The 14,213-nt window shown below is 56.7% G+C and carries 11 protein-coding genes; 3 read left to right on the plus strand and 8 right to left on the minus strand.

Translation table 11 applies throughout. The features are described from left to right. Nucleotides 1-82: 82 nt before the first annotated feature. The 6 genes from L1C91_RS03080 to L1C91_RS03105 all read right to left on the minus strand — a co-directional run bounded on the left by L1C91_RS03080 (nucleotide 83) and on the right by L1C91_RS03105 (nucleotide 6,289). Entirely contained in the window at nucleotides 83-1,465 is a 1,383-nt protein-coding gene (locus L1C91_RS03080) for an MFS transporter (protein WP_234857975.1), read from the minus strand. A gap of 45 nt (nucleotides 1,466-1,510) precedes the next feature. Continuing rightward, nucleotides 1,511-2,206, minus strand: a complete 696-nt coding sequence (locus L1C91_RS03085; protein ID WP_234857976.1) for a putative quinol monooxygenase — start codon at nucleotides 2,204-2,206, stop codon at nucleotides 1,511-1,513. A 6-nt stretch (nucleotides 2,207-2,212) separates the two neighbouring features. Continuing rightward, a complete protein-coding gene (locus L1C91_RS03090; protein WP_234857977.1) occupies nucleotides 2,213-3,184 on the minus strand; it encodes a VOC family protein in 972 nt (323 codons plus the stop codon). Between the two features lie 11 nt (nucleotides 3,185-3,195). Next, nucleotides 3,196-3,825 carry an aromatic-ring-hydroxylating dioxygenase subunit beta gene (locus L1C91_RS03095; protein WP_234857978.1) on the minus strand — a complete coding sequence of 210 codons (630 nt, stop codon included), beginning with the start codon at nucleotides 3,823-3,825 and terminating at the stop codon, nucleotides 3,196-3,198. 36 nt (nucleotides 3,826-3,861) lie between these two features. Then, nucleotides 3,862-5,295, minus strand: a complete 1,434-nt coding sequence (locus L1C91_RS03100; protein ID WP_234857979.1) for an aromatic ring-hydroxylating oxygenase subunit alpha — start codon at nucleotides 5,293-5,295, stop codon at nucleotides 3,862-3,864. A gap of 226 nt (nucleotides 5,296-5,521) precedes the next feature. Beyond that, entirely contained in the window at nucleotides 5,522-6,289 is a 768-nt protein-coding gene (locus L1C91_RS03105; protein ID WP_234857980.1) for an IclR family transcriptional regulator, read from the minus strand. A gap of 505 nt (nucleotides 6,290-6,794) precedes the next feature. Here L1C91_RS03105 and L1C91_RS03110 point away from each other — a divergent pair. After that, the gene (locus tag L1C91_RS03110) at nucleotides 6,795-7,184 is read left to right on the plus strand and encodes an OB-fold putative lipoprotein (protein WP_234857981.1); all 390 of its coding nucleotides are present in this window, start codon (nucleotides 6,795-6,797) and stop codon (nucleotides 7,182-7,184) included. A gap of 761 nt (nucleotides 7,185-7,945) precedes the next feature. Here the strand turns inward: L1C91_RS03110 and L1C91_RS03115 are convergent. Continuing rightward, entirely contained in the window at nucleotides 7,946-8,581 is a 636-nt protein-coding gene (locus L1C91_RS03115; RefSeq protein ID WP_234857982.1) for a 50S ribosomal protein L25/general stress protein Ctc, read from the minus strand. A gap of 510 nt (nucleotides 8,582-9,091) precedes the next feature. Between L1C91_RS03115 and L1C91_RS03120 the strand changes: the two genes are divergently transcribed. Both L1C91_RS03120 and L1C91_RS03125 read left to right on the plus strand, forming a co-directional pair. Next, nucleotides 9,092-10,567 (plus strand): PepSY-associated TM helix domain-containing protein, encoded by a 1,476-nt coding sequence (locus L1C91_RS03120; protein ID WP_234857983.1) that lies wholly within the window; start codon nucleotides 9,092-9,094, stop codon nucleotides 10,565-10,567. A gap of 67 nt (nucleotides 10,568-10,634) precedes the next feature. Further along, entirely contained in the window at nucleotides 10,635-12,602 is a 1,968-nt protein-coding gene (locus L1C91_RS03125; protein WP_234857984.1) for a hypothetical protein, read from the plus strand. 632 nt (nucleotides 12,603-13,234) lie between these two features. On the opposite strand, the gene L1C91_RS03130 is transcribed toward L1C91_RS03125, so the two are convergent. Continuing rightward, on the minus strand, nucleotides 13,235-14,212 hold the full coding sequence (locus tag L1C91_RS03130; RefSeq protein ID WP_234857985.1) for a ribose-phosphate diphosphokinase: 978 nt from the start codon (nucleotides 14,210-14,212) through the stop codon (nucleotides 13,235-13,237). Nucleotide 14,213: the final 1 nt, after the last annotated feature.

Genomic DNA, 14,213 nt, shown 5'->3' on the forward strand with positions numbered 1-14,213 from the left:
TGAAAACTTAAAAAGCCGTCATGAGGAAAGGCAAGTGTCCTTTTGCATCATGACGGCTAGGAGATGACCTGCCTGAATGAAATTAGGCTTTAAACACGGCGGTTTCTTCGAAGCGTTCTTCGTGGCTCTCACGGTGAGCAGTTTCTCGCGAGAAGTAGATCGCTGCCGAAGAGATAACGAACAGGCCGCTTACCCACCAAGCTATTGGGTCGAGGCTTGATCCTGGGGGTGCTATTCGATTGGCGATGAGGGGAGCTGTACCCGCGCCCAAGATGGATGCCATTTGGAAAGTCATTCCCGCGCCTGTGTAACGATGCGCGGCGTCGAATTTTTCGGATAGGAAGGCGCCAATGGGGCCGTATTGCGCAGGCTGAACGACACAGACCATGAGGATCATACCTGCCCACACCATGGATGGATGGCCGGTCTGGATCATGTGGAACACGATCCAAATACCCGCAATTGAAACGATGCCACCACTGATCATGACAGTCCGGCGCCCATACTTATCGGACAGCCAAGCCAGGAAGGGCATCACGAAGATCGCGATGATCGATCCGATAGTAAGCATCATGAGAGCATCTGCACGTTCGATTGGCTGATCGGAGTCCTTTGTAGAACGAACGATAAACGGAACCATGTACGAAGCCTGCAGACCTTGGACAAACAGCCCGGACATACCGGCTAGGGTGCCCAGGAGTAGGTCCTTGGGTGAGTCGCGCAGCATCTTGACCAGTGGAACACCGGTGTGAACGTCGCCACGGCGACGCGCCTCTTCGAATTCGGGAGATTCGGTAACGCGGCTGCGTAGATAGAGGCCGAAGATGACGATGCAGGCCGACAGTAAAAACGGTACGCGCCAGCCCCAGTCCGTTACGAAATACTGTTCAGGATTCGCGAAGTTGGCACCTGAAGCCTTGGCGAAAATAGAAAGCACAAGCGTCGACAGGACAGCGCCAGCAGGTCCACCAGCGATGGCGAGTGACGCACCGAAGCCCTTATTGCCTTGTTCAGAGTGCTCCATGGCCATGAGGGTCGCACCCGCCCATTCGCCACCGACAGCGACACCCTGGATTGCTCGGAGTAAAACTAGCAGCCAGGGGGCAAGCGGAAAAGCAGCCGATGATGGCATGAATCCGATGGCGACGGATACTAGTCCCATTGTCAGGAGCGTGATGACTAGAACATTTTTACGTCCGTAGCGGTCTCCGAAGTGTCCAAATGCGACGGATCCAATTGGGCGCGCAATGTATCCAATCAGGAGGATTAAGAAGGACAGCGTCGTTCCAGTAGTTTCATCAAGATTGTTGAAGAATAGCTTCGGAAAAACCAGTCCTGCTGCTGCGGCGTAGAGGAGGAAGTCGTAGTACTCTACGGTTGCGCCTAGGAAACTGGACCATACAGCACGGCGCCTTTCTTTCGGATCTACAGACTCTTGGGTAAGTGGGGATACTGCGGGAGGCATGGGTTCTCCTTAATGTCGTAGTGAAGTGTCGGGCATATAAGGCGTTTATTGGGCGCCCCAGGTCACGGTGTGCGAGTAGTGGGCTGTGTCGGCAGGTAAGAGCCGGCCGTAGTGGTACTCAAATGGCTGGTGTCGGTAGAACTCACGGGATACTTCTCCCCGTTGGCGGGGTGAGGGCTTGCGTCCAGAATCACCTCGGTAATCAGAGGTTTTCATGCGGCCAAACCAATGAGCGTCGTAGATTACTTGGTTGTCCCACAGCTCCAAAAGAAGAAGATCTCCGGGGCGGTCGACGTCCTCGTACCAGGCGTATTGCAGGCATCCAGGTTCTGCCCGAGTTTGGCTGATTTCCTCGCTCGTCATCGCGTACATTGCAGGGTTGTTTTCGCAGGCAGTTTCGATGACTATTCGCACCGGGGAGTTCCCCGGCCACATGATGCGGGAATCCTGGATTGCATCCGTCGGGGTCCAGACGCCGTCAATCAACGCATAGGACGATTGGATATAGCAATCAATCGTTGCGTGGCGGAGCAGTTCATCTGCTGGGCCATTGGGTGCTTCGGCAAGAAAGGTTTCGAGCGCGGCCTCGTCTGGAAATAACAGAGTGAACGCGTAGATTTTTTCCTCGCCCTCAGCTAGGCTGCGGTAAACCGTAGCGTTGTAGTGCGCATATAGCGCTGCTACCTTGCGGTGCAGTTCTAGATCAGACGCGGACTCTACTACCATTCGGATCATCGTCATGGCTCCCTAATACTCGATAACCCAGTCGGGTGAAGCGAATTCTTCAGCGGGAGCTTCTCGTCGGATTACACCTTCGATGAGATAGCCACCGAGATTGTCGAAAGTGTCGAAATATCCAAATTCAGCTGCACCACCGCGCAGAGGCGAACCCATGCATAGGCTCATACCTTCATCGCTCATGAGCTCGATGACCCTAGTCCACGCAGCTTCGGCTTCTACCGGTGTCGAGTAGTCCTGGGTCGCTACCATCCAGGGAAAAATGTGGTGAATACCGGGCCCGCGGATGTCAAAGAATTCACGGTTGTAGTGCGAGGGGCCGTGGTTGCATTGGATTATTTCAAAGCCGAAATCGGCGCAGTGGCCTTGAGCAGTGAAATAGCCGTGGTCGACCTTTTCGCCCCGGTACATTGAATCGTCCAAACGCCCAAAGCCGGTTTCCCAGGTTTTGCACTCGAATCGCTCGATGCCGAAGATATCTCGGTAAAAGGGGAGGGCCTTGAGTACATCGTGAACGAGGACTCCGAAATGGTATATCCCTTGAGTAGGGAGGATGCCTTCAACAGCTTCGGGCCTTTCATCCATGTCGGTACTCATTTCGAGCAAGAATCCTCCGAGGTACTCCCTCGTGTCGTAGAAACTACGGCCCCCTCCCACGTAGCAGCGCTTGACATAGGAAGGCCGAGTGGGATCGGTGATTACCCGGAGGAAGCAAATTCCTTCCCTTTTGGTTCGCAGGTGTTCCATGAAAGGGGATTCGCCGGACAGTGGCTGCACCAGTTCGAAAGTGATGTTAGAGGTTGAGCCAATTGCGGAGGTCCAGGATGCTTTAATTCCTTTGCGATCATGGGACACTGCGTTGTTCTCTTCGATAGTTTCCACAGACCAGTCGGTGATTCCGTATACCTTGGTGTAGTGCTCCATTGCCGACTTTACGTCGTAGACGACCACCCCGATGCGTCCGAGTTTTACTTCACTCATGGTGTTACTCCTTAGTAGAAAAGAGATAGGTTTTTAATAAGGATCGTTGCCATGTCGAAACGGATTTCGCGTTCTAGCACGAGAAACCCAAGGGGCGCTGTCTCGTCTTTAACGATGATGTCGCGCCGTTCGTAGGTGATGTGATCTTGGTAGCGCTCTCCGCGGCTGCGGTAGACGAGGACGTTAGATCGAACATCGAAGTGCCCGTCTCCGCGTGCATCAACTCGGACGTTTGACACGAGGTGTCGGGATCGCGATGCTGGCTCCTCGGCCCATGCTTTTTGTGTTTGAAGTCGGAAGACTCGTTGGCGGAGGTATTCCCAGTTTTCCTCGAAGTACACCGACGTTCCTTTTTCATAGAACTCGTGTTTACGTTCGCGGTAGACGCGATTTTCTCGAACTGGAGCCCAGTAGTAGATGTCCGGATGCATGCATTCAAGCCAGGCGTCCCACTCCATGTTGTCGACTAGTTCTGCTTCATCAAAAAGGAAGCGTGTCAGGGCGCGTTCAGTTTCGGCGTCGGCGTGTTTGTTTAATGACGCCGCAGTGGGTGTCTCGAGTATTGCTTGGGCTGTGGTTTCCTTCGAATCTGCGAAGTGCTCTCCAGGGGGTGGTGCCATGGTTTCGGGTCCATGTGACATGTCTGCGTGTCCTCCTATCTGGTGTCTGTAGGTCGTTTAGGCTTTTGCGTTTTCGGTGTCGATGTCGAACTTGGCCATGGTGTTGTGGGTGGCTTTGTAGTCAGCGCCGTCAGGCATTACTGCCGTGAAGTCGGCTTGTTCCACTTCGACTTCTCCGTGGCGTATTTCTTTAAGTTGGGGCCAGTCGTAGCCCATCATCATGTCGCGGTAGAAGCCGTACATGTTGAGCGCTGCGTTATCGGAGTAGACGTGGGCTGTTGATCCGCCGGGGTATCCGTCATCATCTCGGGTGACGGGGACGCCGCGCATGTTGTAGGTGAATCCTGTTTTGCGAGATACTGCGCCTTTAAGAATGTGCTGCATTTCCTCCCAGTTTTCAGCATCATCTTGTTCAAACATTCCGGCTGGGGAGAAGGTGCGCATTACATCGAGTCGAATTGATTCCTTGACTTCCTCGGGTGCATCCTTCGGCACGAACGCCCAGGACCAAATCTCCATTTCGTGTGGCCCGCGCGGGTGTGTGACCCGGAATGTGTAGTTACCGAGAAGCATGAAGTTCGGAAAAACGTTCATATGGCCTCGAACCTCTCGGAATTCTCCTAGACGTTCCTCGATCTTGTCTCGGACGGTGTTCTCCCAGTCGATGAGAGCCGGGGCAGTGTTGGGAATTTCCTTTCCACGCTTGCCGAAGAATGCGCCACCGTGCCCGTAGGGGCTGAACCACTGGCGTCCGGTAGGAATCTTCTCTCGTCCGGTTTTTCGGTCGAAGGTGTCTGAGCCGGAGGCTAAGGCTTCCACGGCGGAAACATGAGAGATCTCCGAGTGCTGCATGTCAGAAGTGGGCTGCTCCACGTTGAACTTCCAGTTTGCTGGAAGAACCCACTTGTGTACGGCAATAGCCTCCATGCCCCCTGCGTAGCGGTCGAGATAGCCGTCGAGGTAGTACTTTGCATTTCCGAGATACTCTTCAAGAGGGGGAATATTTTCATCCCATGATCCGAAGATGAACCCGTTATAGTTTTCAATCCGCGGCACTTGGATAGCTGAAAGTTTCGTTTTGTCCATGCCTTGCGGGTACGCAGTGTCCTCGTGTGGAATGTCGAGAAGCGTGCCATCCAGTCCGTAAGCCCATCCGTGGAAGGAGCACATGAATCCTTTAGCGAGGCCCCGGTCGGCACGGCAGATTCGCATGCCACGGTGACGGCACTGATTCAGAAAGGCTTTTATGGAGCCATCTTTTTGTCGGCAGACAATCACGGGATCTTCACCGATGTAGGTCTGGATGTAGTTTCCTTTTTTCGGAAGCATTGAGTCATGGGCTAGGAAGACCCAAGTTTTTTGCCAGACCGTTTGGAGTTCCTGCTCGTAGATATCGGCGTCATGAAAAATTCTGCCGGAGACGTAGCCGCCCACCGGGTCTATCAGGTTTTCAATGCCGGTGACGTTAACGTCATGTTGCGCGTGAGTCACTGAAATCCTCCTTCAAAAGTGCGGTTGCGTGAATCACATACTATTGGGGGATATGGGGTGATGTCTCACTAGTGTTCCACTGTGAGGAACGCTACACTCACGGGTCTGGCGAGAGAGCAGCGCCGCAGCGTGGCTTGTTTTACGCGCGATTATTGGATTACTAAGTGTTAAACGAGGAAGGGGGCCGTTCGGTGAAGCCTAGTCAGGAAGCATCTGAATTGCAGTATTAACCGTTACTTTGACTGCGCTGCACCGCCAGTACTGCTTTAGATGCCGCAGCACTTACACGCTTGAGCGGGCCAATGAAATCAGATGATCGAAAAACACCGGAAGAGCCGGACACGGACAGAGCGGCTACCGGCACGTTATTTTGACCGAGAATCGGTGCAGCGACGCAGGAAATCCCGAGAGTAATTTCCTGATTGTCGTAGGCGAAGCCTTCGGCACGGATACGCTGTAGCTCTTCCCAAAACTCGTTGGGGTCGGTGATGGTGTAGGGAGTCCATGGGTGCAGGCCGGACTCAACGACCGATTTTGCTCGGGGCTGGTCCCAGGCAAGCATCGCTTTTCCTACACCCGTGCAATATGCTGGGGCTCGTCCGCCGATCCTTGAAGGTGAAGAAATCCGGCGAGTAGTAAAGAGCTTGTTGATATAAGAAACCTGATCACCATAGAGATATGCCAAGTGAACTGTGTGGCGAGTCTGCTCGAACAGTGCTGCTAGATAGGGTGTTAACAATTCCGAAAAGGTATTGTGATATTCATTCTCGGGGTTCGACACTAAGTCGTAGCAGAGGGTGCCCAAACGGTAGACATTTCCGCTTCGCTCCACAGCACCGTTTTCGACTAGCGCGGCCAGAATGCGGTGTGCGGTTGATTTCGATAAGTCTGCGCGGCGGGCAAGTTCGCTTACTCCGACTCCGCTCGCGTCTTCAGCTGAAAAACTGCGGAGCAGGCTGAAGGCTTTATCTATGGCGCTTCTTGTGTCAGTCACCTTGGTTCTCCTCACCCTCAACGATGCCTGCGAATTACGCTCAATTATAAGCGGTAGATCTTCCCATAATCTGTGAAAATATCGGCGGAATCAGTGTCTCAAACGTGAGAATGGGACCGGGGGGGCAGGCGCAAGCTGTCATCTACGGTGCGTATTGAGTCTATGGAATACCGCAGGGCCGATATGAAAGTACCCCCGGGGGGTAAAATTGTGCCGATCTGTGCAGCGAAAATAGCAGCTCAGAGCTGGTTTAATGTTTTTAGCACGCTAAAATTGGCGGGGGGGGGGGGGGAGGGATCGCTGCTAGTCTTCCATAAAAGCTGGAGAAATCCCAGCGTATCGCCCCATTTGATCACGAGGTCGCTGCTCATAACACGCTGACCGCATGATGCCTGTGTCCACCATAGGCAGGGTGATGCTCCATCGTAAACAAAACCATGCAAGGTGTGCGGCCGAATGAGCCAAGAAAATCCCCCCCACCCAACCCAATCCCGAACAGCAGGTCGTGTATGTCCAGGCACCGAAGGCTCCCTGGTATAAGCGCCCCGGCTGCCTCATCCCTCTCGTATTGGACATCCTCCTTCTGCTAGGAATCGGTGGTTGCTTGGCCGCCATCGGGAATTCTGTCTCGGACAGTGTTGCATCGTCGAGCAGCAGCTCCAGTAGTGCCGAGGCTGTCGCAGATGATTCCCCCACTATCGCAATTAGCGCCGTGGATTATGTTGCAGCTTACGACACCAATGAGATCGCAGACGACAAGGAATACAAGGGCAAGAAACTCGAAGTCACCGGCACAGTAGACAGCGTCAACGAAACTTTTGGCAGCTACTACCTCACCCTCGATGGGCCGAGCGACGGTATCGCAAGCGTTTCCTGCAGGCTCAGAAGACTCTGAGCTGGACCGTGCAGGCTCTCTCACTCCTAGAGGAACTGCGACCGTCACCGGCATCGGTGATGGTTTCGACGGCTTCAATGCATTCGTAAAGAACTGCACAATTCAGTAGCTCAGCCTCTCACAACAGAAGGCCTGCCCCGATTCCAAAGTGGTCTCGGGGCAAGCCTTGTTTAGCATCATGTTCCTGTGATTCTTCGAGCTAAGTACAAAAACCGGCAGATTTGGGTTTTGGGGGAGAGTGACCTGCGGAAATAGGGGAGGGGGAGGTAAATCTGCCGGTTTTTTGTACGGTTGGGCATCTGAGGACGGGGTGCGTGTGGGGCGTGGGCGGGATGCGTGCACTGGTTTGGGCAAATTTGCACCTTTAAGAAGAGCGACCTGGGGAAATGGGAGCGTGCGGTGCAAATCTGCCCAAAAAGTGCATCTTTCACGCGTCCGCCAGTGCGCCCTCCCCGGCACCGGCATCGCCCCCGCACCGGTCGCCGACTACAGACTGTGCGCCCCGGCGCATCTGCTGCCCCAGTACTGCACCCTGCTTGGCAAAACCCGGGCACGGCACCGCTCCCTGCCCAGGTCGCCGACTGCAGACTGTGTCGCCCCGGCGCTGCCGCCCCGGCGCTGCCAGTTCGCACCGCCTGCCCACCCCACCCGGTACTACCAGAGCACTCGCCCCGGCGTCCCGCCTGCAAACAGCGAAACGCCGCGCCCACCAAACGGTAGACGCGGCGTCAACACCCAAAGGAGAGTAAGCGCAAGAAGGCTTACTCGTCAGCTGCGGAAGTCTCCTCGACCTCAGCGGCGTCATCCTCGGTGCCGTCTTCTTGCCCGCCCTCTTCGGGAACGTCAGCGACCTCAGGAACAACAACGTGGATGATCAGCATCTCCGGATCATCGACCAGGGTGCAGTCGTCAGGCATCTGAACGTCGCCAGCGGTGATGGTGGAGCCGATCTCCATGCCCTCAACGTCGAGGACGATCTCTTCCGGAATGTTCATAACGTCAGCTTCAACGCGGATGGTCTCTGCGTCCTGCATGAGCATTGCGCCGGCAGCGATCTCGCCAGTGTGGACGACAGGAATGTCGACCTCGACCTTTTCGCCGCGCTTAATAGCAAGCAGGTCAGCGTGGTCGATGTTGAAGGTCAGGACGTTTTGGTCCACAGACTTGATCATGGCCAGCTGCTTCTCACCCTCAATGTCGAGGGAAACAACAGCGTTGGTGCCGTGGTTACGGATGATCGCGGTGAAGTCGAGGCGGTCGACCAGGATGTGGAGGGGCTCGAACTCGTTTGCGTAAACGACCACGGGGATCTGGCCGGCGCGGCGTGCACGGCGGGCAGCACCCTTGCCGAATTCCTTACGGACGGCAGCCTCAAGGGCGATAGCTTGGTTAGACATGAAAGTCTCCTCACAGGTATTAGTTTCCCGGTGTGCGCATCGGCTGTGAACAGCATTGATGACGCCGCCGGGGTGTAACGTTGTCGCCTGCGCATCACGTCGCACACCGTGTGGCTGGGGCTGAGCCCACCAGGGGTGAAACAACGAAAGCCCGCGCAGGACTCGGATATCTCGTCGAGTCTTCGCAGGCTTACAAAGATTCAAATCGCGTCGATAACGGCAACCATTGTGCAGTACGTGCGCTATGCGGTGTGCATGGTGCTGTTCTGCGTGGCGGCGCCCTCGCCGAGACCTGAAAAATAATACACCCTGCCGGTCTGTGATTCAAAGTGGGGCGACAAAAATATGCGGGTCGGGAACTAAAGCGGTTTGCCGTGCGACTTGTATTCGGAACGCGTTCTCAAATCAAAACAACACATAAACAAGGTCAACGGCGACCGAAGAACACCCCCGGAAGGGGCCGCAGGGTAGCCGTGACCTTGCGCAACCACTTGTGATGAATGAGGACACATGGCACGCAACGCCCTAACAACGCACGAACACAACCCCAACACGCGCACACCAATCGATGGGCCACCCACCCGCGATGAACCCGCGCACCCTGACGCTCGCGACGCAAGCGGTCGGCAGCGCCCGCATCGCACCGAGGGAGTGGCCTCCGGGCGAAAACGCTCCGGCCTGCGGCCGATCCTCGCGCGCTTGCATTTCTACGCTGGGATCATTGCGGCACCGCTGATTATCGTCGCCTCCCTCACCGGACTGGGCTACGCACTAGCGCCGACACTGGAAAACACGCTCGACCGCGACTTGCTCACCGTCGCAGCGCCCGCTGCAGGTGCGACGCCAGACCTCAGCGTGAGCCAACAGGTGTCCATCGCCCAAGAAGCAGCGGGAGGAAAAACCCTAGCCAGCGTGTGGCTGCCGAAGGATGACACGCACTCCACCCGCGTCCTCTTTGCCGACGAGAACCTGCCACCGAGCACCAAAGAAGCCGTCTTTATCAACCCTCATACAGGCGAGGTTCTTGGGGTAACCACCAGCTACGGCAGTTCCGGCGCGCTGCCGCTGCGGCACTGGTTATCCATCGGGCACAAGAACCTCTGGCTCGGCGAACCTGGCCGCATCTATTCCGAGGCTGCGGCCGCCTGGATGGGTTTTCTTGCCATCAGCGGCGCAGCGATGTGGTGGGGTGTCCAGCGCGGAAACAAGCGGGTGCGTGCGATGTTCAGGGTGAGCACCGCGGCGTCATCACGCACGGCCATCATGCGCACGCACAGCGCCCTGGGAATGTGGGCGCTGGCTGGGATGCTCTTTCTGACGATCACGGGGCTGACGTGGTCATCGTTTGCCGGTGATAATATCGCCACCATCCGCAAGGAACTCGGGTGGGCAACGCCGCGACCCGCCGCCGAACTGCCCGCCGGAACGCCCCCGAGCTACAGTGCGTTGAGCAGCGCTGTCCAGCCCTACGCCACAGATATCGACGCGGTAGCAGACGCCGCAAAGACAGAGCTCACCCTGCCGATCACCCTCAACGTGCCCCAAGACGACGCAAGCACATGGATCGCCCAAGAAACCCGCGCGCCGTGGCGAGCAAGCTACGACGCCATCACGGTCAGCGGCGCTGACGGGCAGGTGACCTCGCGCCTAGACTTCGCGGACTTCCCCTTCATGGCGAAGCTCACCTACTGGCTCATCCAGGCACACATGGGCTTGCTGTTCGGGTTGCCGAACCAGCTGCTGCTTGTGGCGTTGGCGATCGGGATCATCGCCGTGGCGCTCAAGGGTTACCAGATGTGGTGGAAGCGAGCCCGCAAAACCGCACCCGAGATCAAGGATTGGCGCGTGCTGACTGCACCCGTAGGCCTGTTGCTCGTCGCGGGTTTGGTCGCGTACGGGGTGTTTGCGCCACTGTTCGGGCTGTCGCTCCTTGTGTTGGTGGCTTGCGACCTCTGCTGGGTATACGCGAAGAAAAAGTGTAGGTAGCCATTGGTCAATTGGTGATGATGTCGCGGAGGATTAGGCTGCACCACCCCCGCCGTATACTCAAAGCATGAATGTCGACCGCCTGCAGGCCCAAATCAAGCAGCTGCTTGACGCCGGGGTGAACGTTGTTTTGTTGGGTGGTACGCGGCATCAAATAAAGCAGCTAGCTGACGGTCTGGGGACGTCGATAGTCGACTTCTTCGAGATAGACGAAGACGTCTACGCCGGAGAAGACTTCAGTAGCAACGTTGTTCATGGAATAGCCCAGTCCCTCCTGTTTAGCGCTCAGGTTTACTGGTTAGACGTTGCTCAAGAAGCCTTCCTCACTACCGAACTTGCAAAAAAACTATCCCGGTTTGAAGTCATCGTCCTTAGCCCGGAGCCCGGCGACAAATACGGGGAATTTCTATCAAAAGTACGCGCCGGGATGGTCACCAACACGATGATCGACGAGATCAACCAGCGTTGCTACGACTCTTCTGATAAAACGCGGCGCTTCGAAGTACAGCTAGTCGACGACAAATGTAATCCGGAGCGGGTGATGCGGCGCCGGCGTCGCGGAAAAACCACCCGCGAATTCAACGCGATGCTTTTTGGAACCCCACCCCACGGCACCACATTGCCTGCACCACGTACCCTGACGCTAGCGCTAGGTGAGCTTGTTTACTTTGGGCGTAACTCCGAAGGTTTTTACATGGACCACGGGTTGGGCATGTCCTACGGAGTGGGATGGGTGCAAGCGATGAGCGATGGGGGTATTGCGGTCCGGCAGCTCAACGGTCACATCGACTACGTTCAGCCCACCGTGTGGCGCTACAACTGGGGTACCTACGCCCAATTCGACATCGAGCCCATCAGCGTCCTTCCGCGGTCCCGAGTACACCGGTACGAACTCGAAGGCCTGAATTTCCGCTGGTCGCTGCCGAGCACATGCGAGCAAGGCTTGTTCTTATCAGTACTCGCACAGATCGACAGCCTCGACCAACTGAGTCTTAGCAGACCCGTTCAAACCCGCGACCTACTGCGTTTGAGCGAACGAGACCAAGCCTTCGGCTGGTTCGGAGCGGTGGGCGCGGTACGCGTAGTGTTTGGAGCCCGATTCCACCGTCCCCTGGAACTCGCGCTGGTGCTTTCAGACCAGGAATTCAGCACACTTGTAAATCCTGGTTGGGACGTCGGGCCGGACGCTGCGTCAGCGGGCATCACAGCAGACATGATCCGGCTCGCGCCCAGCCCTCGCGTCGCCCGCAAAGCGCTCAGCAGAATCGCCCAAGGCCGCAGAATTATCAACCCGGATGCACTGAATGAACGCGACGAAGACATACGCCTAGACCTACCCACCCCACTCAATGTATGTAATACCAGTGGGGATGAACACGCTTGGGATAACGAGGTCTCATTAGGCAAGGGGCGTTCAGCGTTCCGCGATGCTGCCCGCGTTCTCGCCCACGAAAAAGAACTAGTAGCACGCCATATTCACTGGGCTGCAGACACCGGATATCCCTTCGACCCTGAGGCTTACTTGCTGGATCGTCAAGGCAACATCACCGTCCTTGGGGAACCGCAACACATCGCAATTGGCTTGTGTAGCCAGGCCGCGGATTACTACCTGGGGCCGTTTTCCCGCGGCGTCATTAGGAAATTTGGGCAACAATACCCACAGTATCGAGTCAACGATGAACTACCCTGCGGAGGACTCGACAAAGCACTCGAAGCCAACCTAATCCACCAACCAAGACAATGGCTTGTGAAAGTAGACTCCCTGCAATGGGTCGGCTTCTCTGGAAGCAGCTGCATATACCCTAAGGAAGAACTTGAGCAGCTCGCGGAATCCCTAGGACTGATCGTTGCCGACGGGCCCCGAGTGGGGATCGGAATCGTATTCACCTCCGACTTGAGCTCACAATCCCGCAAAGTGAAACGTGCCTGGGATGAAGGAATACTCATCGCTGAATATGCAGAATTCGTGCGCCTGGCGATGAGCAAAACCACCGAAATCGAGGCCATCATGAACCCCCGGTACGACATGTACTAGGGGCGGGGCAGCGGGGTGACGCGCGGCGGATTCACCGGGATCAGATCGCTACCAGGACCAACCGAAAACTTACCATCGTAACGCACCGTCGGACAGCACTCCCCCTGGAAATTATCCGGATCATGCCCCTCAAATTCTAGATGGAACACACTGCCCGGAGTCACCTCGAAGATCGTGTACGGCTGCCGCGCGATGTTCTCCGGGAAATACCCATTAGTTTGCGGACCCGGGCCGACCAGATTGAGATCCTGGTCGAAAATGAAGACCGGTCAGCGTCCTGGCAGTAGGTTCCCCAGCGTTCTTCGGGGTGATGGTCACCATCCCGCATGAACCCACGACAAGCCCCACCGTGCACAGGGAGGCAACAGCTGACAGCCGCCTGGCGGCACCGACATTAAGCACTCGCATAAAGCAATCCTAGGCTGGGGCCGCAACCCATTGCCCCCGCCGTCGCCACCGCGTCTAGCGAGCGTCCAGACTCTTCGCGTCCAGCGCGCCGGTTTCCGCAGTCCCCGCACCGCGTCAAGTGTGCACACCCCAAGCATCCCCAGGCATAAAAAGTGGCCCCGCCGATAAGGCGGGACCACACAGCGCACAACCTACAAAGGCAGTGCACAAGGCTCTACATAAAGCTAGGCCTGGCCCTCAAACAGGGTGGTCACAGAGCCGTTTTCGAAGATCTCGCGAATGGTCTTGGCCAGCAGCGGCGCAATCGACAGCACGGTTAGGTTGTCCCAGCCCTCAGAGTTCTGCGGCAGCGTATCGGTGGTGATAACTTCCTTCGCACCGCACTGCGACAAACGCTCGCGGGCCGGATCAGAGAACACACCGTGGGTGCAGGCAATGATGACGTCCTTCGCACCGGCGTCGCGCAGAACACCAACGGCACCTGCGATGGTTCCGCCGGTGTCGATCATGTCGTCGAGCAGGACACAGGTGCGGCCGGCGACATCACCGACGACACGGTTAGCAACAACCTGGTTGGCAACATCCACGCTGCGGGTCTTGTGGACGAACGCCAGGGGAGCGTCGCCCAAAATGTTGGCCCACTTTTCGGCAACCTTCACGCGGCCAGCATCGGGGGAGACTACAGTAATGTTGTCGAGGCTGTAGTTCTTCTTGATGTAGTCCGTCAGGATCGGCATGGCGTGCATGTGATCGACGGGGCCGTCGAAGAAGCCCTGGATCTGGTCGGTGTGCAGGTCGACAGACACGATGCGGTCGGCACCAGCAGCGTAGAGCAGGTCGGCGACCAAGCGGGCGGAAATCGGCTCGCGGCCGCGGTGCTTTTTGTCCTGGCGGGCGTAGGGGTAGAACGGCAGGATCGCGGTGATGCGCTTGGCGGAGCCGCGCTTCAGGGCGTCGATCATGATGAGCTGTTCCATCAGCCACTTGTTCAGCGGCTGGGTGTGGGACTGCAGGACGAAGGCGTCGCAGCCGCGGACGGATTCTTCGAAACGGACGAAGATCTCGCCGTTGGCGAAGTCCCGTGCGGTCATGGGGGTGAGGTCGATGCCAAGGTTCTTGGCGACGGCTTCACCGAGTTCGGGGTGTGCGCGCCCTGAGAAGAGCATCAGGTTGCGTTTGTTGTCCACCCAGTTGTCAGTCATC

It is taken from the genome of Corynebacterium argentoratense (genome assembly GCF_021491455.1).
Classification (GTDB): domain Bacteria; phylum Actinomycetota; class Actinomycetes; order Mycobacteriales; family Mycobacteriaceae; genus Corynebacterium; species Corynebacterium argentoratense_A.

Coding starts and splice junctions, on each gene's coding strand:
- L1C91_RS03080 (WP_234857975.1), bottom strand. CDS start 1,465: ATGCCTCCCGCAGTATCCCCACTTACCCAAGAGTCTGTAGATCCGAAA.
- L1C91_RS03085 (WP_234857976.1), bottom strand. CDS start 2,206: ATGACGATGATCCGAATGGTAGTAGAGTCCGCGTCTGATCTAGAACTG.
- L1C91_RS03090 (WP_234857977.1), bottom strand. CDS start 3,184: ATGAGTGAAGTAAAACTCGGACGCATCGGGGTGGTCGTCTACGACGTA.
- L1C91_RS03095 (WP_234857978.1), bottom strand. CDS start 3,825: ATGTCACATGGACCCGAAACCATGGCACCACCCCCTGGAGAGCACTTC.
- L1C91_RS03115 (WP_234857982.1), bottom strand. CDS start 8,581: ATGTCTAACCAAGCTATCGCCCTTGAGGCTGCCGTCCGTAAGGAATTC.
- L1C91_RS03120 (WP_234857983.1), top strand. CDS start 9,092: ATGGCACGCAACGCCCTAACAACGCACGAACACAACCCCAACACGCGC.
- L1C91_RS03125 (WP_234857984.1), top strand. CDS start 10,635: ATGAATGTCGACCGCCTGCAGGCCCAAATCAAGCAGCTGCTTGACGCC.
- L1C91_RS03130 (WP_234857985.1), bottom strand. CDS start 14,212: ATGACTGACAACTGGGTGGACAACAAACGCAACCTGATGCTCTTCTCA.